This is a genomic window from Ruegeria sp. AD6 (assembly GCF_056542325.1).
On record NZ_JBQFZQ010000003.1, the window covers coordinates 153,988 to 176,363 of the forward strand.

23 protein-coding genes and 1 riboswitch are annotated in these 22,376 nt (G+C 60.6%); of the genes, 10 read left to right on the forward strand and 13 right to left on the reverse strand.

Going from position 1 to position 22,376, the window contains the following annotated elements; genetic code table 11:
- Positions 1-22 precede the first annotated feature (22 nt).
- On the forward strand, positions 23-2,182 hold the full coding sequence (locus ACR0KJ_RS09415) for a hypothetical protein (RefSeq protein ID WP_480626520.1): 2,160 nt from the start codon (positions 23-25) through the stop codon (positions 2,180-2,182).
- Positions 2,183-2,248: 66 nt separating this feature from the next.
- On the opposite strand, the gene ACR0KJ_RS09420 is transcribed toward ACR0KJ_RS09415, so the two are convergent.
- From ACR0KJ_RS09420 to ACR0KJ_RS09450, 7 genes are all read right to left on the reverse strand, one after another.
- Entirely contained in the window at positions 2,249-3,790 is a 1,542-nt protein-coding gene (locus ACR0KJ_RS09420; protein WP_170623378.1) for an ankyrin repeat domain-containing protein, read from the reverse strand.
- A 178-nt stretch (positions 3,791-3,968) separates the two neighbouring features.
- Positions 3,969-5,897 (reverse strand): 1-deoxy-D-xylulose-5-phosphate synthase, encoded by a 1,929-nt coding sequence (dxs, locus tag ACR0KJ_RS09425; protein WP_170453457.1) that lies wholly within the window; start codon positions 5,895-5,897, stop codon positions 3,969-3,971.
- Positions 5,898-5,913: 16 nt separating this feature from the next.
- A complete protein-coding gene (locus ACR0KJ_RS09430) occupies positions 5,914-6,780 on the reverse strand; it encodes a polyprenyl synthetase family protein (protein ID WP_170453458.1) in 867 nt (288 codons plus the stop codon).
- Positions 6,781-7,023, reverse strand: a complete 243-nt coding sequence (locus ACR0KJ_RS09435; RefSeq protein WP_170453459.1) for an exodeoxyribonuclease VII small subunit — start codon at positions 7,021-7,023, stop codon at positions 6,781-6,783.
- On the reverse strand, positions 7,020-7,946 hold the full coding sequence (locus tag ACR0KJ_RS09440; RefSeq protein WP_480626521.1) for a histone deacetylase family protein: 927 nt from the start codon (positions 7,944-7,946) through the stop codon (positions 7,020-7,022). The genes ACR0KJ_RS09435 and ACR0KJ_RS09440 overlap by 4 nt, the downstream gene beginning before the upstream one ends.
- 69 nt (positions 7,947-8,015) lie before the next feature.
- Positions 8,016-8,717, reverse strand: a complete 702-nt coding sequence (locus ACR0KJ_RS09445) for a response regulator (protein WP_170453461.1) — start codon at positions 8,715-8,717, stop codon at positions 8,016-8,018.
- Positions 8,714-9,226: a MarR family transcriptional regulator gene (locus ACR0KJ_RS09450; RefSeq protein WP_170623372.1), complete on the reverse strand. Its 513-nt coding sequence runs from the start codon at positions 9,224-9,226 to the stop codon at positions 8,714-8,716. Before ACR0KJ_RS09450 ends, ACR0KJ_RS09445 begins: the two co-directional genes overlap by 4 nt.
- A gap of 159 nt (positions 9,227-9,385) precedes the next feature.
- On the opposite strand from ACR0KJ_RS09450, the gene ACR0KJ_RS09455 reads away from it, so the two are divergent.
- The 5 genes from ACR0KJ_RS09455 to ACR0KJ_RS09475 all read left to right on the forward strand — a co-directional run bounded on the left by ACR0KJ_RS09455 (position 9,386) and on the right by ACR0KJ_RS09475 (position 13,936).
- Positions 9,386-10,252, forward strand: a complete 867-nt coding sequence (locus ACR0KJ_RS09455) for a branched-chain amino acid aminotransferase (RefSeq protein ID WP_170453463.1) — start codon at positions 9,386-9,388, stop codon at positions 10,250-10,252.
- Positions 10,253-10,377: 125 nt separating this feature from the next.
- Positions 10,378-11,328, forward strand: a complete 951-nt coding sequence (locus tag ACR0KJ_RS09460; RefSeq protein ID WP_170521083.1) for an AraC family transcriptional regulator — start codon at positions 10,378-10,380, stop codon at positions 11,326-11,328.
- A 110-nt stretch (positions 11,329-11,438) separates the two neighbouring features.
- A complete protein-coding gene (locus ACR0KJ_RS09465; protein ID WP_170453465.1) occupies positions 11,439-11,804 on the forward strand; it encodes an SPW repeat domain-containing protein in 366 nt (121 codons plus the stop codon).
- A 135-nt stretch (positions 11,805-11,939) separates the two neighbouring features.
- The gene (locus ACR0KJ_RS09470) at positions 11,940-13,508 is read left to right on the forward strand and encodes an alkaline phosphatase D family protein (protein ID WP_480626522.1); all 1,569 of its coding nucleotides are present in this window, start codon (positions 11,940-11,942) and stop codon (positions 13,506-13,508) included.
- A 206-nt stretch (positions 13,509-13,714) separates the two neighbouring features.
- Positions 13,715-13,936, forward strand: coding sequence for a hypothetical protein (locus tag ACR0KJ_RS09475; protein ID WP_170453466.1), 222 nt, complete (start codon positions 13,715-13,717; stop codon positions 13,934-13,936).
- 32 nt (positions 13,937-13,968) lie between these two features.
- Here the strand turns inward: ACR0KJ_RS09475 and cobO are convergent, their stop codons facing one another.
- From cobO to ACR0KJ_RS09500, 5 genes are all read right to left on the reverse strand, one after another.
- On the reverse strand, positions 13,969-14,568 hold the full coding sequence (gene cobO / locus ACR0KJ_RS09480) for a cob(I)yrinic acid a,c-diamide adenosyltransferase (protein WP_170453467.1): 600 nt from the start codon (positions 14,566-14,568) through the stop codon (positions 13,969-13,971).
- Between the two features lie 56 nt (positions 14,569-14,624).
- On the reverse strand, positions 14,625-15,560 hold the full coding sequence (locus ACR0KJ_RS09485) for a DMT family transporter (protein ID WP_170453468.1): 936 nt from the start codon (positions 15,558-15,560) through the stop codon (positions 14,625-14,627).
- 54 nt (positions 15,561-15,614) lie between these two features.
- Complete coding sequence (locus ACR0KJ_RS09490) at positions 15,615-16,277, reverse strand: HD domain-containing protein (RefSeq protein WP_480626523.1); 663 nt, start codon at positions 16,275-16,277, stop codon at positions 15,615-15,617.
- A complete protein-coding gene (gene aroC, locus ACR0KJ_RS09495; protein ID WP_170453470.1) occupies positions 16,261-17,361 on the reverse strand; it encodes a chorismate synthase in 1,101 nt (366 codons plus the stop codon). The genes ACR0KJ_RS09490 and aroC overlap by 17 nt, the downstream gene beginning before the upstream one ends.
- A 139-nt stretch (positions 17,362-17,500) precedes the next feature.
- The gene (locus ACR0KJ_RS09500; protein WP_170453471.1) at positions 17,501-17,941 is read right to left on the reverse strand and encodes a 6,7-dimethyl-8-ribityllumazine synthase; all 441 of its coding nucleotides are present in this window, start codon (positions 17,939-17,941) and stop codon (positions 17,501-17,503) included.
- A 70-nt stretch (positions 17,942-18,011) separates the two neighbouring features.
- Positions 18,012-18,162: riboswitch (FMN riboswitch) on the reverse strand.
- A gap of 54 nt (positions 18,163-18,216) precedes the next feature.
- On the opposite strand from ACR0KJ_RS09500, the gene ACR0KJ_RS09505 reads away from it, so the two are divergent.
- Together ACR0KJ_RS09505 and ACR0KJ_RS09510 are read left to right on the forward strand one after the other, a co-directional pair.
- Positions 18,217-18,843 (forward strand): FMN-binding negative transcriptional regulator, encoded by a 627-nt coding sequence (locus ACR0KJ_RS09505; RefSeq protein ID WP_170453472.1) that lies wholly within the window; start codon positions 18,217-18,219, stop codon positions 18,841-18,843.
- 55 nt (positions 18,844-18,898) lie between these two features.
- Positions 18,899-19,507 (forward strand): glutathione S-transferase, encoded by a 609-nt coding sequence (locus tag ACR0KJ_RS09510; protein WP_480626524.1) that lies wholly within the window; start codon positions 18,899-18,901, stop codon positions 19,505-19,507.
- Positions 19,508-19,522: 15 nt separating this feature from the next.
- Here the strand turns inward: ACR0KJ_RS09510 and ACR0KJ_RS09515 are convergent, their stop codons facing one another.
- On the reverse strand, positions 19,523-19,966 hold the full coding sequence (locus ACR0KJ_RS09515) for a c-type cytochrome (RefSeq protein WP_170623358.1): 444 nt from the start codon (positions 19,964-19,966) through the stop codon (positions 19,523-19,525).
- 462 nt (positions 19,967-20,428) lie between these two features.
- Between ACR0KJ_RS09515 and petA the strand changes: the two genes are divergently transcribed.
- Both petA and petB read left to right on the forward strand, forming a co-directional pair.
- Positions 20,429-21,013: a ubiquinol-cytochrome c reductase iron-sulfur subunit gene (gene petA, locus ACR0KJ_RS09520; protein WP_480626525.1), complete on the forward strand. Its 585-nt coding sequence runs from the start codon at positions 20,429-20,431 to the stop codon at positions 21,011-21,013.
- Positions 21,014-21,027: 14 nt separating this feature from the next.
- A complete protein-coding gene (gene petB / locus ACR0KJ_RS09525) occupies positions 21,028-22,359 on the forward strand; it encodes a cytochrome b (RefSeq protein WP_170453476.1) in 1,332 nt (443 codons plus the stop codon).
- Positions 22,360-22,376: the final 17 nt, after the last annotated feature.

Here is a 22,376-nt window from a genome sequence, read left to right on the forward strand (position 1 = left end):
AAGCATTTATTGGAGAATTCCCATGACGGATGTCAGCAAGGAAATTGAACTTCGAACCTCTGCCAATTTCAGGCTGCTTCAGAACCCGAACTATTTTGGCAACCTGTCCCAACTGGACCTGAAAGGGCTGCAAAAGCCGGTTCTGAAAAAGATTCAGGACGTCGCGTTCGAAGAACTGACCTGCATCGGCTACAACCCCGACAGCAGCATCCTGACCGCGATTGTGCGGATCAAGCAGGCCGATGGCTATGGCGGCGGGCCCTGCACCGACGGGTCGCAGGAATATGTGCGCTTTTACCTCGATTACGGTGACGGCGTGTGGGTCGACAGCGGGGTGAACAGCTTCAACATCCATGACCTTGGGTTCAAGGATGACCTGTGTTACGCGGTGTCGATCAAGGTCGATCCCAAGAAACGGACATGTTGCGACCGCGACCCGGTTTTGCCGACCGTTCGGGCCGTTCTGTCCTGGAACGTGGTCCCGCCGGCCAACATGCCGAACTGGCTGCCGATCTGGGGCAACAGGCTGGAGCGCGACATTCAGATCAACCCCAGAAGCCCGTTCCTATGCAACCTGATCGATCATATCACCGATATCGGCATTCAACAGATCGATCCGAAAGTGCTGCAGCAGGCGACATCGCTGCTGGAAACCCAGTTGGTTGCGAACAAACCGGCGGCCTCGCTGGCGCAGTTGATGAAAAAGACCGACCGGGCGGACAAGATGCAGGTTCTGCGTAATGTCTTTCCCACCATGGTCAAACTTGCGGCCGACAGCACGGATATCGCCGCAAGCCAGACGATGGCGGCCTTCCAGATACCGGATATTGACATCGACCTTTCGGATTTCGATGACTTCATCATGAAGCCCGACTTCAACACGACATATGAAGAGCTTCACTGCGTTGGTCTGGATCGCGACACCTCGCACCTGCATGGCGTGATCGAGATCAAGCGCGCCAGTGGCTATTCGGGCGATCTGTGTTCGCAAGGGTCGCGGGAATATGTCGCCTTCTACCTTGATTTCGGATCGGGCTGGGAATTCCAGGGCATCACCTGGGTCGATGTGCACAATATCGATCAGATCCCGGATGACGGGCTGTGGTATCAGGCCTCGCTGCCGGTGGATCTGGATGATCATCGCAAAGAATGGTGCAAGACCGGGCAGGCGCGGATTCGCGGTATCCTGTCCTGGGCCGTCCCGCCCGCGCCGAATGATCCGGATTTCGTGCCCCATTGGGGCGACCGGGCCGATTGCACGATCGAGGTCGAACATCTTCCGAAAGGCGGCGTGCCCGGACAGTTCCTGCCCTTCCTGGAATCCATCGGAAACATGCCGATCCCGCAGATCAACGCCATGGGATATGCCAATGGCGCGGGCGTGGGCGGTATCATCCCCAATGCCGACGATGCGCCGTTTGGCGGGCGGACGCTGCTGAAGGGCCGGGCCTTCAACATCCCGGCAGGCGCGATGGAGTACCGGATCATGATCCAGGGACCTTCCGATATCGCACCACGGGCCTACACAAACCCGTTCGAGGCCGATGTTACCACCTTCCCAAGCCCGTTTTCGGTCAAGCAGACGGTCAACGCGGTTGGGGATTGGTTCCCCTATCTGGCCGCCTCGCCGCTGGTCTCGGTCGCCGACGATCTGTTGGGCGCATTGACGGGGCTGGAGAACGGGTTGCACTCGGTCTTCATCGAGTTCCGGCAACCGGCAGGTCCGGTTCTGGGCACAACCGTATCGACGGTCTTTATGGTCGACAACACCCGGCCCGGCGCAGATGTCGAAATCACAAGCGGCGCAGGGAATTGTGGCAAGTTCGGCATTGGCGAAGTGATCTCGGGCACGTATTCGATGACGGGCAATCACTGCGGAAGCCTGCGCATCCATGTGACCCCGCTGCCCGAGGCTGCGGGCGGCACCATGGTCATCACTTCCGCCGCACCTGCGGCGACGGTTCTGCCCCCGTTTGTGGGCGGCAGTTCGTCGGTCACGATCAGCTACGCGGCTGGATCGCTGAGTACCGATGGCGCGTCTGGCAATTGGGAGCTTGATACCACCGGCATGGATCCCTGCGGCTACAACATCCGCATCCATGTAAGCGACCGCACCATTCTGAACAGTGGTCCGAACAACTGGACAAATGGCGACATCGAAGGCTTCTGCCTGGACGGCTGACGCCAGTAGTGCAAGCCGGGCGGCGGCGCTTGAATTGCGCCGCCGCTTTTCTTTCATCGGTGCGTGTCAAATCACCCCGTGTTCCGCAACCTGATCCGGATGCGCCTCCGCCCAATCGGCAAGAAATTCGGACATCTCGGGCCGGGTTGCAAATTGCGGGGCTTTTCGGGGCAATGGTACGCCCCGCTCTAACGCCATCCGGGCGCAGTCGATATGGTCGCGATGCGCGCGTTGCGGGCAGTTTTCTGACCCGTGAATGATCGTCGACAGCAATGTGCCCCCATAAGCGTTGGTGTGGTCAAGGTCCGGGTTCTGGTGCAGAAAAAAGGCCGTGACATCGGCCATCCCTTCCCACCCGGCAAGATGCAGCGGCGGCATCCCCATCTCATCCGGCAGGTTGGCGTCAAAGCCCATCTCCACAAGGCGCTGCATATGGGGCAGGCTGCCTTCTCGCCACACCAGACGACCCAGAAGATAGGTCAATTCTTCCGATAGGGCAGTCATATCGATCCGGTCGCCGGGCCTTGGCACTCCATCCGCTGCACGCGCCAAAAGTGCCTCGGTCTCTGATAGCTGCGTGGATACCCCCGCCTGCTCCAGAACATCCGCCACATCCCGGTTCCCGAAGACGCGGGCAAAGGCATAGGGCGTATGGCCGCGACTGACGGCGTTTGGGTCCGCGCCGTGATCCAGCAAGAGCCGGGCGATCTCACCCGACGCCAAGCGCCGGGCGGTCTGATGCAAGGCGGGGATCACCAGCGATGGCTCGCCCGACGGGTGAGGCGCGATGCCTTCGTTGGGGTCTGCGCCATGGTCCAGCAACAGGCGCACCGCGTCGGTGCTGTTGAAATCAATAGCCCTTGGCAGCGCGTTGGTGCCCTTGGGATCGGCCCCATGGTTCAGCAACATCCGCAGCCCGTCGGTATGGCCAAGCTCGGTGGAATGGTAGAGGGATTCGTTGTCATTGGGGTCCGCGCCGTGATCCAAAAGCCATTCGGCCAGGGGCATGTTGTCCGCATGGCCGACAGCGCCATAAAGCGCGGACAGGCGATGGTCTGACTCCGGGTCGAAGGCAAAGCTGTCATTCACATCCGCGCCGTGGGCCAGTAACAGATCCGCCATGGCCAGCATGTCGCCTTCTTTCTCGGGGGCGGTCTTGATGTGCCGCGAAAACGCCAGATGGCACATCGGGCGCCGAGGCGGGTATTCGCGCGTTGCGGCGCCCGGATCCTGCGCCAGAACCCGGCGCATCGCATTCACGTCGTAAAGCGCAACCAACAGCGGCACCTGATCCCCGGCCAGGTCAGGCTCCTGCGTCAGCAGATACGCCACCGTTTCCGCCGAGCCGTTGTAAAGCGCCCAGCGCAGCCGCCCTTGTTTCTGCGCCCGGTCCATGCCTTGCGTTTCGACGGCCAGTTTCAGCGCGGACCATGTAGCATACCCCGTTTCGCGCGCGATCACATGCAGGCAGTCGGCATGTTTGTAGACCCCGTTTCTGGGCGTTTTGACAATACCATGGACGCGTAACATCGCGCCCTTGTCGCCCGCAGTCAGAGCTTTGCCCAAGGCCTTCGCGTCACGGCGCAGTTGGTCGAGTGATTTGGTCATCGGTCTTCCCTCCGCTGCCCGACGGTCCGCTGATCCGGGCTGAGAAACCGATTTGGTTTACAAGTCGTCTTAATGAGGTGCCGATGACAGCTTTCCGCGGACCGGGTGGCTGCCTCAAACAGCCTGACCCGAGCCTAACTTTCGCCCATCAGGGTTGCAAGCCGCATGACCGCCCGGCCTAGGCGCGTTTTTCACCGATCGAGGCAACGCCCAGAACATCCAGAACCCTGGCTTCGATCTGTTCGGCATTCATGCCAGCGACCGCGTACATATCCGCCGGGCTGGCCTGATCGATGAAGATGTCCGGCAATACCATCGAGCGGTATTTCAGGCCGCGATCAAACACGCCTTCATCCGCCAAAAGCTGCGCCACATGGCTGCCAAAGCCGCCCACAGCGCCTTCTTCGATGGTGATCAGCGCCTCATGGTCGTCGGCCAGGGTCAGGATCAGGTCGCGGTCCAGCGGTTTGGCAAAGCGGGCGTCGGCGATGGTGGGGGTGATCCCCCGCGCGCCAAGCGCTTCGGCCGCCTTCTGAACCTCGGCCAGACGAGTACCAAAAGACAGCAGCGCCACGCGCGCGCCCTTTTGGATCATACGGCCCTTGCCGATCTCCAGCACTTCGCCGCGTTCGGGCAGGTCGACGCCTACGCCTTCGCCACGTGGATAGCGGAAGGCAATGGGGCCGTCATCATGGGCAACGGCTGTGGCGATCATATGCATCAACTCGGCCTCGTCTGCGGCGGCCATTACGACCATACCCGGCAGGTTCGACAGATAGGCAATGTCAAACGACCCGGCATGGGTCGCCCCATCTGCGCCGACCAGCCCCGCGCGGTCGATGGCAAATCGCACCGGCAGGCGCTGGATCGCCACATCATGCACCACCTGATCGTAACCGCGCTGCAAAAAGGTCGAATACATCGCGCAGAACGGCTTCATCCCGCCCGCCGCCAGCGCCGCCGAAAAGGTCACCCCATGCTGTTCCGCAATCGCCACATCGAAACAGCGCGAAGGATAGCGTTCCGCAAACAGGTTCAGCCCGGTCCCATCCGGCATTGCCGCCGTGACAGCCACGATCTTGTCATCGCGCGCGGCCTCATCCACCAGCGTCTTGCCAAAGACCGAGGTATAGGACGGCGCGTTCGAGGGTGCCTTCTTCTGCTCGCCCGTCACAACGTCGAACTTGGCGGTGGCGTGGCCCTTGTCGCGGGCCTGCTCGGCCGGGGCGTAGCCTTTGCCCTTCTTGGTCAGCACATGGATCAGGATCGGTCCGGTTGCGCGGGCCTTGACCGTGCGCAGTACCGGCAGCAACTGGTCCAGATCATGGCCGTCGATGGGGCCGACATAGGAAAAGCCCAGTTCTTCGAACAAGGTGCCGCCCACTGCCATGCCTTTCAGCATTTCCTTGGCGCGCTTGGCCCCTTCGCGGAACGGTTCGGGCAACAGCGACACCGCGCCTTTGGCGGCGGCTTTCAGATCGTGGAATGGTTCCTCGGCATAGATGCGCGACAGATAGTTGGACAGCGCACCAACCGGGGGGGCGATGCTCATCTCATTGTCGTTCAGGATGACGATCAGGCGCTTTTTCAGGTGGCCCGCATTGTTCATCGCCTCAAAGGCCATGCCCGCCGACATCGACCCGTCGCCGATCACCGCAATCGCGTCACCCAGCCCCTCGGGCGTGACGCCACCCAGATCGCGCGCAACGGCAAAGCCCAGCGCAGCACTGATCGAGGTCGAGCTATGCGCCGCCCCAAACGGGTCATACGGGCTTTCGCTGCGCTTGGTGAACCCGCTCAGGCCATCCTTCATGCGCAGCGTGCGGATACGGTCGCGCCGCTCGGTCAGGATTTTATGCGGATAGCACTGATGCCCCACATCCCAGATGATCTTGTCGCGCGGGGTGTCGAACACAGCATGCAACGCGGTGGTCAGTTCCACAACGCCCAGACCTGCGCCCAGATGCCCGCCTGTCACTGAGACGGCGGAAATCGTCTCGGCCCGCAACTCCTGTGCCACCTGATGCAACTGCGTGTCCGAGAATTGCTTTAGGTCGGCAGGACGGCTCACAAGATCCAACAGAGGCGTGTTCGGGCGATCAGACATTTAGCGCGTTCCTGACTTAGCTGTCCCGGGCAATAACGAAGCGGGCGGCGTCCTTCAAGGTTTCCGCCCTTGGGCCGTAGCCATCCAGCGCGGCGCAGGCCTGATCCACAAGCTCCGCCGCGCGGGCTTTGGCAGGGCCCAGCCCCAACAAAGAGACAAACGTGGCTTTTCCCGCATCCGCATCCTTTTGCAGGCGCTTACCGGCCTTTTCGGCGTCGCCTTCCACATCCAAAATGTCATCTGCGATTTGAAAAGCAAGCCCAAGCGCTTGGGCGTATTGGCGCAGCGGGGCGGGATCGGACTGCGCCAATCGAGCACCCGCACAGGCGGACCATTCGATCAAAGCGCCTGTCTTTCCGGCCTGCAAATGCGTGATTGCCTGCAGCGACAAGGGTTCTGCTGCAGTCTCGGCCGCAATGTCCAGCGCCTGCCCCATGACCATACCTTGCGCGCCGCTGGCTTTGGCCAATGTCAGGGTCAATTCAGCCCGTATATCTGCCAGCCCAACTTCGGGTCGCGCGCAAAGCTCAAAGGCCAATGTCTGCAAGGCATCTCCGGCCAGAACTGCCGTGCCCTCATCCCATTTCACATGGGTCGTGGGGCGACCGCGCCGCAGATCGTCGTCATCCATACAAGGCAGATCATCATGGACCAGAGAATAGGCGTGCAGCGCCTCAATCGCCGTGGCAGGCCAGATCGCGCGGGCCTCGTCCACGTCGTGCAGACGGGCGCTTTCCAGCACCAGAAACCCGCGCAACCGCTTGCCGCCTTCGGTGGCATAACCCATCGCCCGCGTCACATCGAAATCGTCAAAGGCGCTCAGGACATGGTCAAACTGCGCCTGAATGCGCGCCGCATCCCGCGCCAACTGGTCGCGAAACATTTACTGACCTTCGACAGGCGTCGTCCCGGTCGGCTGGCCGCCAGCATCCAAGGTGATCGCGGCGACCTTTTCCTCGGCCCGCTTCAACTCATCCTCGCAGCGTTTCTTCAGCTTCGCGCCTCTTTCATAGAGATCAATCGACTGATCCAGCGCCACATCGCCGCGTTCCAATTGGCCGACCACGGCCTCAAGCTCTTTCATCGCCTGTTCGAACGTCATCTGATCAACGGGGGTATCGGTCATCGTGCTGCCTTCATCAGTTCTTCCACATGGGCGCGTGTCGCCTCGGACAACGCGTTCAGATCATACCCGCCTTCCAGAGTCGAGACGATACGGCCCTCACAAACCTCATCCGCGATCCTGCATAGCTCAGCCGTGATCCAGGCAAAATCGCCCGTGGACCAGTTCAGATTGGCCAGCGGATCGTCCTGATGCGCGTCAAACCCGGCTGAGATAATGATCAATTCGGGCCTGAACGCGTGCAAACGCGGGAAAGCCTGTGCCTCATAAGCTGCTCGCATCTCGGCCCCGCCTGTGCCGGGGGCCAGCGGTATGTTCAAAACAGTCTCATAAGCGCCGGTCTCATCCGGTCGCCCTGATCCGGGCCACAAGGGCATCTGTTGGCTGGTGATCACCAGCGCGCGCTTTTCGTCCCACAGCAAATCCTGCGTGCCATTGCCGTGATGGACATCGAAATCCACAACGGCGACCCGGCTCAGCCCATGATGATCCAGCGCATGTTTCGCCGCCAAAGCCGCATTGCCGAACAGGCAGAACCCCATCGCCTTGTCCGTTTCCGCATGGTGCCCCGGCGGTCGGATCGCACAGAACGCATTCGCAGCCTCACCGCCCAGCACCAGATCCACAGCCCGCACCACGGCCCCCGCCGCGCGATAGGCGGCATCGACAGAGCCCGGAGACATAAACGTATCCCCATCGATCTGCGCAAACCCCTCCGCAGGCCGCGTGGCCCGAATATCCCGGATGTAATCTTCGGGATGGACCCGCAGCAAATCATCATCCGCCGCCATCGGGGCCGTCCTGCGATCCAGATCCAAAGGCTCCAGCGCATGAAGAATATGCTCCAGCCGCGCCACCCGCTCAGGATGCCCATCCGGCGTCACGTGCCCCAGACAATCGGCATGGGTCAACAAGACAGTCTTCATCGGAATCCCTTCTTCATCTGGCTAAAAATACCTTCGCCGAAGGCATAAAATCGCCGCGCAGCGGCCTATTCAATCCGGCGCCAGCATGTAACCAGCACCCCGAACCGTCTGCAGGTATCTGGGCTGCTTCGGATCCTGTTCGATCTTCCGACGCAACCGGGTGATCTGCACGTCCACCGCGCGTTCCTGCGCTTGCCCCTTGTCGCGGCCCAGATCCTCGACCAGCTTCGCGCGGCTGATCGGTTCCCCCGGCTGGGCCGAGAAGATCTTCATCAACTGGCTTTCCGTTGCGGTCAGACGCACCGGGTCTTCGCCCTGCCACATCTCACCACGTTCGATGTCATAACGGATCGGGCCCAGCGTCAGGATTTTTGCCGCGGTATCCTGGGCTGGCGTTTCCGGCATCCGCCGCAGAATGGCGTTGATGCGCAGCAGCAGTTCCTTTGGCTCGAACGGCTTGGCCAGATAATCATCCGCCCCGGCCTCAAGCCCGGCAATCCGGTGCTCGGTTTCACCCCGCGCGGTCAGCAGCAGGATCGGAGTCGCATGGGTTTCGCGCAGCGCCTTTGTCAGGCTCACGCCATCCTCGCCCGGCATCATCACGTCCAGCACGATCATGTCGAAATCCAGCCCCGACAGCACCCGGCGCGCATGGGCCGCGTCGCGGGCGGCGGTTACCAGAAACCCGTTCCGCATCAGGAACTTCTTCAACAGATCGCGAATGCGCTCGTCATCGTCGACGATCAGCAGATGGGCGTCCATATCGCTCATGAGGTCGTATCCCGCAACTTCGTATACGCATGACGCATATCAGCATCCATCATCGCTTCAAGCACTTTACGAAAACCGGCCACCGCTTCGGGGCCTGCGTCCTTATATGCCGCACGCATCCGGGCGCGCTGGGCATCGGACAGCGTGGCCTCCAGCGCGCGGCCCTTTTCGGTCAGAAACAGGTGCCGCTCGCGCTTGTCGGCGGTACCCACCCGGCTTTCGACCATGCCATCCTCGATCAGCGTCCGCAGCACCCGGTTCAGGGATTGTTTTGTCACCCCCAGAATGGCCAGCAGGTTGTTCACCGTGGTCCCCGGCGCGCGATTGACGAAGTGAATCGCCCGGTGGTGCGCGCGGCCATAGGACATCTCGGACAGGATGCGGTCAGGATCGGCGGTAAAGCCGCGATAGGCGAAAAACATGGCCTCGATCCCCTGTCGCAACTGCTCATCCGTAAGAAACAACAGGCTTTCGCCCCCAAACATCGGGGCGGGGCGGATTTCGGACATATCTTGCCTCATTCGTTACACAATGCTCAGTTTATGTCAGCCTTATTGACATTCCAAGGGCGGACAGGTATCGAATCGCAGTTTTTGCGCAAGAATGTGTCCGCTTCGGACCTAAATAGCGCAACAATCGAAAATTCAACCCGGTTCAGGAGGTTTCGCATGGCGGGGTACGATGATCGTGACGGTGTCATCTGGATGGATGGTGAACTGGTGCCCTGGCGCGAGGCCAATGTGCACCTGCTGACCCACGCGATGCACTATGCCTCATCCGTGTTCGAGGGCGAGCGCGCCTATAACGGCAAGATCTTCAAAAGCCGCGAACATTCCGAGCGTCTGATCGCCTCGGCCGAGGCGCTGGATATGCCGATGCCCTATGACGTCGATCAGATCGAGGCCGCCAAGGACGAGGCGCTGAAAGCCAGCGGCTTGCAGGACGCCTATGTCCGCGCGCTGGTCTGGCGGGGCTCGGGCGAGGATATGGGCGTGGCCTCGGCCAAGAACCCGGTTCGCATGGCCGTCGCGGTCTGGCCCTGGGGCGCCTATTACGGCGACGCCAAGATGCAGGGCGCCAAGCTGGACATCGCGGAATGGAAACGCCCCAGCCCGGAAACCATCCCGGTTCACGCCAAAGCGGCGGGTCTTTACATGATCTGCACCATCTCCAAGCACAAGGCCGAGGCCAAGGGATGTTCGGACGCGTTGTTCATGGATTGGCGCGGCTACGTGGCCGAGGCGACCGGCGCGAATGTGTTCTTCGTCAAGGACGGAGAGGTGCACACCCCGCTGGCCGATTGCTTCCTGAACGGCATCACCCGCCAGACCGTGATCCAGATGCTGAAAGACAAGGGCATCACCGTCCACGAACGCCGCATCAAGCCCGAGGAAATGGCCGATTTCGAACAATGCTGGCTGACCGGTACGGCTGCCGAGGTCACTCCGGTCGGGCAGATTGGTGACTATACGTTCAAAGTGGGCGATCTGACCCGCGAGATTGCCGAAGATTACGAAAAGCTTGTCCGCGCCTGATCTGCGCAGATCCTGAACTCCAAACCCCTGCCTTGCGCGGGGTTTTTTCTTTGCCTGCCGTTCAAGACATTGTGCAGATCGTTCAGATGGCTGGACGAAAGCGCAGGTGGGGTTACGTTACATTCATGTTGGACCTGCTCAGCGATATCCTCACCCGTCTGTCCCTGCGGGGGACGTTCTATTTCCGCACCTCTTTCACGCCGCCTTTCGGTATTCAGGTGCCCGCGTTCGAAAACGTGGCCCGGTTTCACTTTGTGCAGCGTGGGGAGTTGAAGGTTTTTGTCTCTAACACGGGCGAAACCTTGCGTTTGAAGCAAGGCGATCTGATTCTGATCCCGCACGGCGCGGCCCATGCGCTGCTGTGCAATGAGGTCAATCCGCTGGACGCCCTGCCGCTGGAGCAGGTGCTGGAGGACGCCGGGTATCAGGGTGACGGCGTTCTGGTTTATGGTGGCGAGGACAAAAGCCGCGATACGCAATTGATCTGCGGCCATTTCTCGTTCACTGGTCCGCCGGGGCGACGCGGCACTGGGCATATGCTGATCGACCGGCTGCCGCCCTACATTCTGATCGAGAATTATGGCGAAGAAGCCGGGGCCTGGATCGAGGCCACGCTGCGCATGATCGGGTCCGAAGTGGGCGGCGCACGGATCGGCGGTGACCTGATCGCGCTGAAACTGTCCGAGGTCCTGTTTGCCCAGGCAATCCGCGCCTATCTGGAATGCCAGAGCCCGACCGATACGGCGCTGGCCGGATTTGCCGACCCCCGCATATCCCGCGCTCTGACCGCCTTTCACCACGGCCCCGCACAGGAATGGAGTGTCGAGACTCTGGCCCGCGAAGCCGGGATGTCACGCACTGCCTTTGCCCAGTTATTTGCCGAGAAGATGGAAACGACCCCGATGCAATACCTGACCTCGTGGCGGATGCAGATCGCCTGCCACGGGTTGACGGAAAGCCGCTGGAACGTGGCGGATGCGGCGGCCGAGGTCGGTTACGCGTCCGAGGCGGCATTTTCGCGGGTGTTCAAGAAGCAGGTCGGCGTTTCCCCCGCGGCCTATCGGGCGATGCACTGATCGACCGGCGCATTTGTACGATCTGCAAAAAGACCTGAACGAACCGAACTGATACGTCCGCTTTCACTGCCTTATCTTCGGATTATCCCAAGCAAGAAAAGGATCTTCCGATGTCTCTTCGTTTTGTAACTCGTAACATTCACGCCTATCTGGACTACCCCGTCGCGCTGGCGCTGATCGTGCTGCCCTTTGTTCTGGGGCTGGGTCAGTCCAACCCCATGGCTTTGTGGTTGTCGGTTATCACCGGGGTCGCGGCCTTTGTCCTGACCGTGCTTACCGACCATCACCTGGGGGTCTGGCGTGTCCTGAGCTATAAGTTCCATCTGGCCGTGGACCTTATCGTCGGCATCACCTTCCTGTTCGCCCCCAGCCTTTTCGGGTTTTCGGGTCTGGATGCCGTCTTTTACTGGCTGAACGGTGCTGCGGTGGTGCTGGTGATCTCGCTCAGCGCGCCTGAACAGGGTGTTGCCGCCTGAAAATTATCCACAGCTGTCATAGTATCATCGTGATACTGTCAAGAAACTGAGCCGCGCGTTTTACAAACGGGCGGTTCTTATCGGTTCACCAATCGCGTGATCTTTGAGACGATCACCAGACAGGAGAGCCCCGAGATGACCAAGATTATTCGCCCGACCCGCCGCACATTTCTGGCTGGCAGCACTGCATTTGCTGCGTCGCTGGCCATGCCTGCCATCAGCCGCGCCGCGTCGCGACCCGTTTTCACACATGGTGTTCAGTCGGGTGACGTGGATGCAAGCTCGGGCATGGTCTGGACTCGCACCGACCGGCCTGCGCGCGTGATGATGGAGGTCTCGACCACCGAGAGCTTTGCCGATGCCCGCCGATTGCCGCCATTGGATGCAATCCCGAACGGAGACTTCGCGGTCAAACGCCTGATCGACGGGCTGCCAGCGGATCAGGATATCTTCTATCGGTTTGTCGCCGCCGATCTAAGCGAAATCAATACCGTATCAGAGCCTGTTATTGGGCAATTCCGCACCGCTCCGTCCGCGCGCCGCAACATTCGATTTGCCTGGTCCGGCGACACCGCAGGTCAGGGTTGGGGGATTGATGATGACGGGATGCGCACCTATGCGACCATGGCGCAGCACCGGCCTGACTTTTTCATCCATTCCGGCGATACGGTCTATGCCGACGGCCCGATGCAGGACGAGGTCGAAAAGGACGGGCAGGTGATCTGGAAGAACGCCACCCTGATCGACGAAAAGCGCAAGGTTGCCGAGACGCTGGACGAATTCCGCGCCCAGTGGAAATACAACATGATGGACGAGCACGTGCGCGCCATGAACGCCGTCTGCCCCACCTTCTTCCAGTGGGATGACCACGAGGTTGTCAACAACTGGTCGGACGCCAAGGACCTGATCTCGGATGATCGGTATTCCGAGAAATCGGTGCATGTGCTGCAAGCCCGCGCCGGACGGGCGTTTCACGAGATGACACCGCTGCGCATAACCCCGGCTGAGCCCGGTCGCGTCTATCGCAAGATCTCATACGGTCCGATGCTGGATGTGTTTTTCCTGGATCTGCGCAGCTATCGCGGCCCCAACGGACCTGCGATGGAGGATGAAATCACCGATCAGTCCCGCATTCTGGGTGCCGCGCAACTGGCTTGGCTGAAACGCGAACTTGCAGCCTCGCAAGCCACCTGGAAGGTGATTGCCTCGGACATGCCGATCGGGTTGATCGTCTGGGACAATTGGAAGGAACAGGCCGGAGCGGAGGCGATCTCGAACGGTGACAGTGGGCCGGCCAAGGGTCGCGAGTTGGAGATCGCCGATCTGCTGCGTTTCATCAAGACGGCGGGCATCACGAACACGGTCTGGTTTACAGCAGATGTTCACTACACCTCGGCGCACTACTACGACCCTAACAAAGCCCAATTTCAGGATTTTGAACCGTTTTGGGAGTTTGTTTCGGGCCCCCTGCACGCTGGGACCTTTGGTCCGAACGCGTTGGACGGAACCTTCGGGCCCGAGGTGAAATTCGTCAAAGCTCCGACCGAAGATCAAGGGGTGAACCTGCCCCCCAGTGCGGGTCTGCAGTTCTTTGGCCTCGTGGATATCGACGGTTCAACGCAGCAAATGACCGTTCGCCTGATGGACCGTGCGGATACCGAGCTATGGTCGGTAACGCTGGATCCGCGTGACCGGGCCATCTGATCCTATCTTCCCCGTAACTTGCGCCCCGAAGAAATTCGTGGGCGCATTTTTTTGGCTTGAATTGCCTGACTAAAATAATCAGATATAGATCAACGCCAGATGATGTATTATCCAGCACAGGGTTTCGGGGCGGTTTGCGGGCTTAGCGCGTGACACAGTGAGGGCCTGCCGCCGCCTCGGAAACGAGACAATCGCAGGGCTTCGGTATGCGCGAAAAGATGGACGAGATCATTGCCCGGCACGATGCCGCCACTGCCTGTGGGTGCAGCTGCTGCGACACCGACTACACGGCTTACGTGGACCAAAAGAACCGCAAGGCTGCCCGCGATGCGGCGGGAAAAGACGACACTCTGCCAGAGAGCGCCGCAAGCCGCCGCAAGTCTGTGCGCTACGTATTTGAAAACCTGTCAGGCAAGCGCGCAGGTTAAGGTGGGTATGGCGACGCCCACCTTGACCATTCCTAAAAGTCCACGCCGCGCTGGGCTTTGATACCAGCCTGAAACGGGTGTTTTTCCTCGGTCATTTCGGTGACCAGATCGGCATAGTCGCGCAGCGCTTGCGGGGCGTCGCGACCGGTCAGGAAGACGCTGGTCTTGTCGGACCGTGCCTTCAGCCCCTCGATCACACGCTCAACCGACAGGTATTCATAGCGCAGGGCGATGTTGATTTCGTCCAGCACGACCAGATCATATTCACCGCTGGCCATCAGATCGCAAGCCTTGTCAAAGGCGGCGGTGGCGGCGGCAATGTCACGCTCGCGGTCCTGCGTATCCCAGGTGAAACCTTCGCCCATCGTGTGCCATGTGACCAGATCGCGGTCTTCAAAAAACCGGCGTTCACCGGTCTTCCACTTACCCTTGATGAATTGCACCACCGCGACTGTCTGACCCCAGCCCAGCGCCCGGATCACCACACCAAACGCGGCCGAGGATTTGCCCTTGCCCTTGCCGGTGTTGATCAGCACCAGCCCGCGCCCCGGATCAACCGCCTCGGACACTTTCTTGCGGTGCTTGGCCTGCACCTGCTGCATCTTTTCCTTGTGATCCTGTGCGTCGCTCATGGGAAACCCTCTTTGACTGTCGCGCCCAACCTAGGCGAAGTTTGCGAAAGGTAAAGTCACGCTTTGGGGTCGGTGACGGATCGCGCCTTGCCGCGCTCTAGCCCCAATTGATGCTCGCGCCAGATCACGACGACATTGCCTGCGATCACCAGCGCTGCGCCGATCAGGATGGCGACTGTTGGCAACTCATCGAACCAGACATAGCCGATGAAAATCGCAAACAGCATGGTCGAATAATCGTACGGCGCCAGCATCGAGGCCTGCCCGAACCGATAGGACGAGGTCACCAGAATCTGCGCGACCCCCCCAATCAGCCCCATAATGACCAGTATCAGAGCCTGATTCAGGGTTGGCATGGCCCACCCCCAGAAGGCCGTCAGCGCAGATAACAGCGTCGCGGTCATGGAAAAGTAGAACACAATGGCCGCAGGGTGATCGACTTTGACCAGTTGCCGAATATGAATCTGCACGAAGGCACGGGCCATAGTAGCCCCCAGCACGCAAAGAGCACCAATGGTAGCAGTGACTTCCATCTGAGTGCTGCCGAGCCGGGGCCAGATCATGATCAGGACCCCCAGCAGGCCCAGCGCCACCGCTCCGATTCGGATCATGCGGATGCGTTCGCCCAGCATCAGCGCGGCCAGAATCAGGGTGAAGATCGGGGTGGCATAGCCGATGGCCGTGACCTCGGGCAGGGGCAGAAGGCTGAGGCCGGTGAACGTCAGCCCCATGGCGCTGGTGCCCAGAACGCCGCGCCAGAAATGGCCCATGGGTTTCTTGACGACAAAACCTTGCGCCAGTTCGCCCCGCCAGATCAGCCAGATGATGATGACCGGAATGGCAAAGAGCGAGCGGAAAAAGACCAGCTCACCCGGCGGGAAATCCTCGGACAGGGCTTTGACCAGTGCCGACATCGAGGTGAACAGCATCAGCGCAGCCAGTTTCAAACCCACGGCAAGCATGGGTCGATGCGATGTTAAGGATTGTGCCATTGGCCGGGACCCTGCGCCTTTGGCGGCGAAAGATCAACGACGGGATTGTACCAATCAGGCGGAATTCCAGTGATCGGGAACGGGGTGGCCGATTTCATCCGCGAAGGCATCCAGAAACTCAAGCATCTGTGACACCCGTTCCTGTGCAAGCGCCCGCCCGGCAGGGGTCAGCATATCGGCAGGCAGGGTCAGCAGTTTGACTTTCCAGTGGTCGAGCGAGAATTTCAGATCGTCCAGCGCGCGCGCTTCGGCAAAGGGATCATCGGGATCATAAAGGTCGCGGCCCAGCGCGCCAGCAACAACAAAGGTGCGGGCGATGCCAATCGCGCCCAGTGCGTCCAGCCGGTCTGCGTCGCGCAGGATGCGGGCCTCGGCAGTGCGCGGGGGGATGTTGGCCGAGAAACTGTGGGCCTCAATCGCGTGCTGGGTGGCGCGGATCGACGCGGCATCAAAGCCCAGATCACCCAAAATAGGCTCTGATTCCTGCGCGGACAGACGAGAGGCGAGGTGCCGGTTCGGATCGTTCTTGGGCAGGTTGACTAGATCGTGCAGATAGCAGGCGGCCAGAAGGACCTGCATGTCTGTCTGTTCATCGGCGATGGCCCGCGCATTGCTCCAGACGCGATCCAGATGCGCCAGATCATGCGCCGGGTCGGCCTGCATGCGCTGCGCGACGATGCCCCGCAGACGGGCGCACAGATCAGCCGATATGTCCACGATTCTCGCCGATCTGACCCCGATGCAGCAGCAAGTGGTCGAGGATGACGCAGGCCATCATCGCCTCACCCACGGGAACCGCGCGGATACCGACGCAGGGGTCGTGGCGGCCTTTGGTGATGATCTCGGTCTCCTCACCGGATTTGGTAATGGTCTTGCGGGTGGTCAGGATCGACGAGGTCGGTTTGACCGCAAACCGCACCACAATGTCCTGCCCGGTCGAGATACCGCCCAGAATGCCGCCCGCGTGGTTTGAGCTGTATTGCGGGCCGTTCTGGCCCATGAAGATCTCGTCCGCGTTGGCCTCGCCGGTCAGTTCAGCGGCGGCCATGCCTTCACCGATCTCGACGCCCTTGACAGCGTTGATCGACATCATTGCAGCGGCCAGATCAGTGTCTAACTTGGCGTAAATCGGTGCGCCCAGCCCGGCGGGAACGCCGCGCGCCATAACCTCGACCACCGCACCGACCGAGTTGCCGGATTTGCGCAGGTCGTCCAGATAGGCGGCCCAGTCCCCGGCCGCTTGGGCGTCGGGCGTCCAGAACGGGTTCTGTTCGATCTGCGACCAGTCGAAATTGGCGCGGTCGATCTTGTGCGGGCCGATCTGGGTCATGTAGCCGGTGATCTGCACATTGGGCGCGATCTGTTTGATGGCCTCTCGTGCCAAGCCACCGGCGGCAACACGCGACGCGGTTTCGCGGGCTGAGCTGCGCCCGCCACCGCGATAATCGCGGATGCCGTATTTCTGCCAATAGGTGATATCGGCATGGCCCGGACGGAACTTGTCCATGATGTCGCCGTAGTCTTTCGAGCGTTGATCGGTGTTCTCGATCATCAGCTGGACAGGGGTGCCGGTGGTCTGGCCTTCGAACACGCCGGAGAGGATTTTCACCTGATCGGGCTCGCGCCGTTGGGTGGTGAATTTGTTCTGCCCCGGTTTGCGCTTGTCCAGCCAGTGCTGAATCATGCCCTCATCGATTGTGACGCCTGGCGGGCAGCCGTCAACAGTGGCGCCCAAAGCGGGGCCGTGGCTTTCACCCCAGGTGGTGACGCGGAAGAGGTGTCCAAAGCTGTTCATCGACATGGGCGTGCTCCTTTGAGCGAAGTGATTAGCCTTGTGGGCCTTTGGCCTCAAGCGGATTTGCTTCTTGGGGTCGGGGAGGGGGCTCTGCCCCCGTCGCGCAAGCGCGACTCCCCCGAGGTATTTTTGAACAGAAGAAGGATCAGGCGGCTTTTGCGATGGTCGCGCGCGTCGCGGTTATCTTGAGCGCGGCTTGTGCGGCTTCGCGGCCTTTTTCGACGAAATGCGCGCGGTAGATGGCGTTGTGGTGGTCGGTTTCCTGATATTGGTGCGGGGTGAGTGAGACCGACAGGATCGGGACGCCGGTATCCAGGCCTGCGCGCATCAGGCCGTCCACCACGGCTTGTGCCACGAAATCATGCCGGTAGATGCCGCCATCGACGACAAAGGCGGCGCAGGCGATCGCGGCATATTGGCCGGTTTGGGCCAGATCGCGCGCCAGCAGGGGCATTTCGAACGCGCCGGGGGCGTCGTAGACGTCGACCTGTTCGGCTGGGATGAGCTCAAAGAAGCCGTCAAGCGCGCGGTCGACGATATCGGAATGCCAATTGGCTTTGATGAAAGCATAGCGGGTGTGTGTCATTTGGACCTCCTTAAGTAGACAGACACGTCACCCAAGGCGATCACGAGCAGACGCGCCGAGGCGGCACGCTGCACGTTCTCTTTCATCCGGACTTTAACCGTCGGCTCTGGCCTCTCACCAGATCTGCTTGTCACCCCGGATGATCCGAAGCCGCTCGCGGGCTTACGGGTCATTGCCCGCATACCGCCGGTGGGGAATTTCACCCCGCCCTGAGAACGAGACGGACCTTGCATAGATCGGGCCCCTTCTGCAAGAGATTTGGCAGGAGGAATGCCATGCACCCGAACCCCGCCTTCCGCGCCGAGGACCGCGCGCGTCATATTGCGTTTGCCCGTGATAGGGCCTTTGGCGTGTTGGCAATCTCGACCGATGGCGCGCCGATTGTAAGCCATGTTCCGTTTTTGCTGTCCGAAGACGGGGCGGTGGCCGAGCTGCATCTAGTCCGCTCGAACCCGATTGTGCGGGTGTTGAAGCAGCCTGTGACGGCGCGAATCGCGGTATCGGGGCCGGATGGGTATGTGTCACCCGACTGGTACGGGATCGCGGATCAGGTGCCGACCTGGAATTATGTGGCCGCCCATCTGACCGGCGTTCTTGAGATGCGCCCGCCGCAGGAATTGCGCGATCTGTTGGACCGGCAGTCGGCGTTCTACGAAGATCGGCTGCGTCCGAAGCCGCCGTGGCGTACCGACAAGATGACCGATGAGGCGCTGGATCGCATGATGCGGATGATTGTGCCCTGTCGGATGCGGATCGATGACATTCAGGGTACCTGGAAGCTGAACCAGAACAAACCCGATGATGTGCGGATGCAGGCGTCCGATCACATCGCGTCAGGGATTGGGTCCGAGTTGCAGGTGCTGCAGACGCTGATGCGCGGGGCCAAGCCGTCAGACGACTGACCGCTTTTGTTTTTTCGCCCTTGTTGTAAGGTCGGCGCAATCAGGGAGCGTGCGAATGAAACTCTATCACAGTCTGACCTCGCCTTATGTGCGCAAAGTCATGGTGCTGCTGCACGAAACGGATCAGCTGGAGGATGTCGAGCTTGAGACGGTGGCCAGTACGCCGATTTCACCGGCGGCATCTTTGATCAGCAAGGCCCCTCTGACCAAGGTTCCGGCGTTGGAACGCCCGGATGGGCCAACCCTGTTCGACAGTCGGGTGATCTGCGCGTTTCTGGATGCCCGCGCCGGAGGGCGGCTTTATCCCGATGGCGCGCGCCGCTGGGATGTACTGACGCTTGAGGCGCTGGCAGATGGTATTCTGGATGCGGCCCTGTTGATGACCTACGAAGACCGGTTGCGCCCCGAAGACAAGCAATGGGACGACTGGACCGAGTCGCAATGGGTCAAGATCGACCGGGCCTGTGCCGCCCTGAACCAGCGCTGGATGGCGCATCTGTCCGGCCCGCTGGATATGGGGCAAGTGGCTGTCGGCTGTGCGCTGGGTTATCTTGATTTGCGCCACGATGTGCGCGGCTGGCGCAAGGGCAATGATGCGCTTGCGGCCTGGTTTGCCGAGTTTGGCGAGCGGCCCAGTATGGTCGCCACCCGCCCGCAAGGCTGAGGGCGACCCGCGCCCCTAGTCGCTGAAGGTTGCCAGATAGGCGGCGATGTCTTCGGCCCCTTTCCTGAGCTTGACGCTCATGTTGGGGCGGGCGGTATCGTCCTGCAGAAACTCCTGAATGAAACCGATCGGGTCCTTTGAATAGACCGCGATGTTTTCCTCGGTCCAGACAAGCCCCTGTTCGCCCGCCCGGATCATATCGTCGGTGAACATGCCGATGGGCAGGCGCTCGCTGCCATTCAGATAATCGGTCTCGGACCCGGCGACGCGGCCCACGACGCCATAGAGATTCGGTCCGGTGATGCCGCCTTTCTCCAGAACCTCGCCATCTTTGATGATCGCGTGGCACGAAGAACAGCGGTTATAAAGCTGCTTGCCTTTGGCGGGATCGCCTGCGGCGGCGGTTTGGGTGGACAGTGCAATCGTTAACAGAACGGCGGCCAAGGGGGTTTTTGACATCGGGGTCTCCTGATCGGCGTTCGCGCAGACCGGGATGTCCGGCATTCAGGCACAGGATTCAACAGCAAAAAGACCGCTATCCCACTGAACAAATGGTCTATTTCAGAGGTGTCATTTGTCGCGGAACAATGCGGCTCTGCCGTCATGGATATTGCATGACGTGGCATCAATCTTCTGCCGGAAGATGTGCCCCGAATCCGCTTGGGTCAGGCATAGCGGGGATGTGTCCCTGACCATCGAATCAAACCCCGCCGATTCGGGATGATCGGAAAAGATGTGGGCTTGAATCACCAAAAATACCCGATGCATTGTGACAAATAGCACAGATGCGGCGTATTGCGCGTTTATGACCGCTGGACGAACGCTATTTGCGTCGATAGACAGCGCGGTTAAGACACCGCATTCGTGCGGTGCGCGAGCTATTTGCCCGTCCGCGGGCGCCAGAAAACCGGAGATAACCTCGTGTCCCACGCAGAAGACCACGAAGGCACCCGCAGAGATTTCCTCTATTACGTCGCTGGCGGCGCAGGAGTCGTTGCGACAGGTGCAGCCGTATGGCCCCTGATCAACCAGATGAACCCGTCGGCGGATGTGCAGGCCCTGTCCTCGATCCGTACAGATGTCAGCGGGGTTGAGCCGGGCACACAGTTGACCGTGAAATGGCTGGGTAAACCCGTGTTCATCCGCCACCGCACCGGTGCCGAGATTGCCGAAGCGCAGCAACAGGATGAGGAAGCGGTTGGCAACCTGCCCGACCCGCTGGCCCGGAACTTCAACCTGAACGCGGATGCGCCCGCAACCGACGCCAACCGCGTGCTGCCCTCGCCCGAAGGCGAAGCCCCGGGTGCCTGGATCGTGCAGATGGGCGTTTGCACCCACCTGGGCTGTGTTCCGCTGGGCGACGCCGGTGATTTCGGTGGATGGTTCTGCCCCTGCCACGGCTCGCACTACGATTTGGCTGGCCGGATCCGCAAAGGCCCCGCGCCTGAGAACCTGCCGATTCCGCCCGTTGAATGGGTGGACGCATCAACCCTCAAACTCGGCTAAGGGAGACCCAACTTATGTCCGGAATTCCCCACGATCATTACGAGCCGAAGTCAAACGGCGAAAAGTGGCTGCACAGCCGCCTGCCCATCGTCGGCCTTTTGTATGACACCCTGATGATTCCCACCCCCAAGAACCTGAACTGGTGGTGGATCTGGGGCATCGTTCTGGCGTTCTGCCTGGCGCTGCAAATCGTCACCGGCATCATCCTGGTGATGCACTACACCCCGCATGTCGATCTGGCCTTTGCCAGTGTCGAGCACATCATGCGCAATGTGAATGGCGGCTACTTCATCCGCTACCTGCACATGAACGGCGCGTCGCTGTTCTTTGTTGCGGTCTATATTCACATGTTCCGCGGCCTGTTCTACGGCTCGTACAAAGCCCCGCGTGAGATCACGTGGATCATCGGGATGCTGATCTATCTGATGATGATGGGCACCGCCTTCATGGGCTATGTTCTGCCCTGGGGTCAGATGTCCTTCTGGGGTGCGACCGTGATCACCGGCCTGTTTGGCGCCATCCCGTTTGTGGGTGATGCGCTGCAGACCTGGCTGCTGGGCGGACCGGCGGTGGATAACGCCACGCTGAACCGCTTCTTTTCGCTGCACTATCTGCTGCCGTTCATCATCGCGGCGCTGGTCATCGTGCATATCTGGGCCTTCCACACCACCGGCAACAACAACCCCACAGGTGTTGAAGTGCGTCGTGGCTCGAAAGCCGAGGCCGACAAGGACACGCTGCCCTTCTGGCCTTACTTCGTGATCAAGGACCTGTTCGCGCTGGCGGTTATTCTGGTCGTGTTCTGGGCCATTGTCGGCTTTATGCCGAACTACCTGGGCCACCCGGATAACTACATCGAAGCCAACCCGCTGGTTACACCTGCGCATATCGTGCCCGAATGGTACTTCCTGCCGTTCTACGCGATCCTGCGGGCCTTCACCGGCGAGGTCTGGGTCGTGCAATTCGCCAGCTTCATCACCGGCGGCATCGTCGACGCCAAGTTCTTTGGTGTGGTCGCGATGTTCGGTGCGATCCTGGCGATGGCTCTGGCACCCTGGCTGGACACCTCGACCGTGCGTTCGGGCAAATACCGTCCGATGTTCAAATGGTGGTTCTACCTGCTGATCATCGATTTCTTCGCCCTGATGTGGCTGGGTGCGATGCCCGCGGAAGAGCCCTATGCGACCTTCTCGCTGATCGCATCGGCCTACTGGTTCGCTTATTTCTTCGTGATCCTGCCAATCCTTGGGGTGATCGAGAAGCCGCTGCCGCAGCCCGAGACCATCGAAGAAGACTTCAACGCGCATTATGGCAAGGCTGACGCCGAAGCCACGCCGGCCGAGTAAGAAGAGGGACCGGAAAC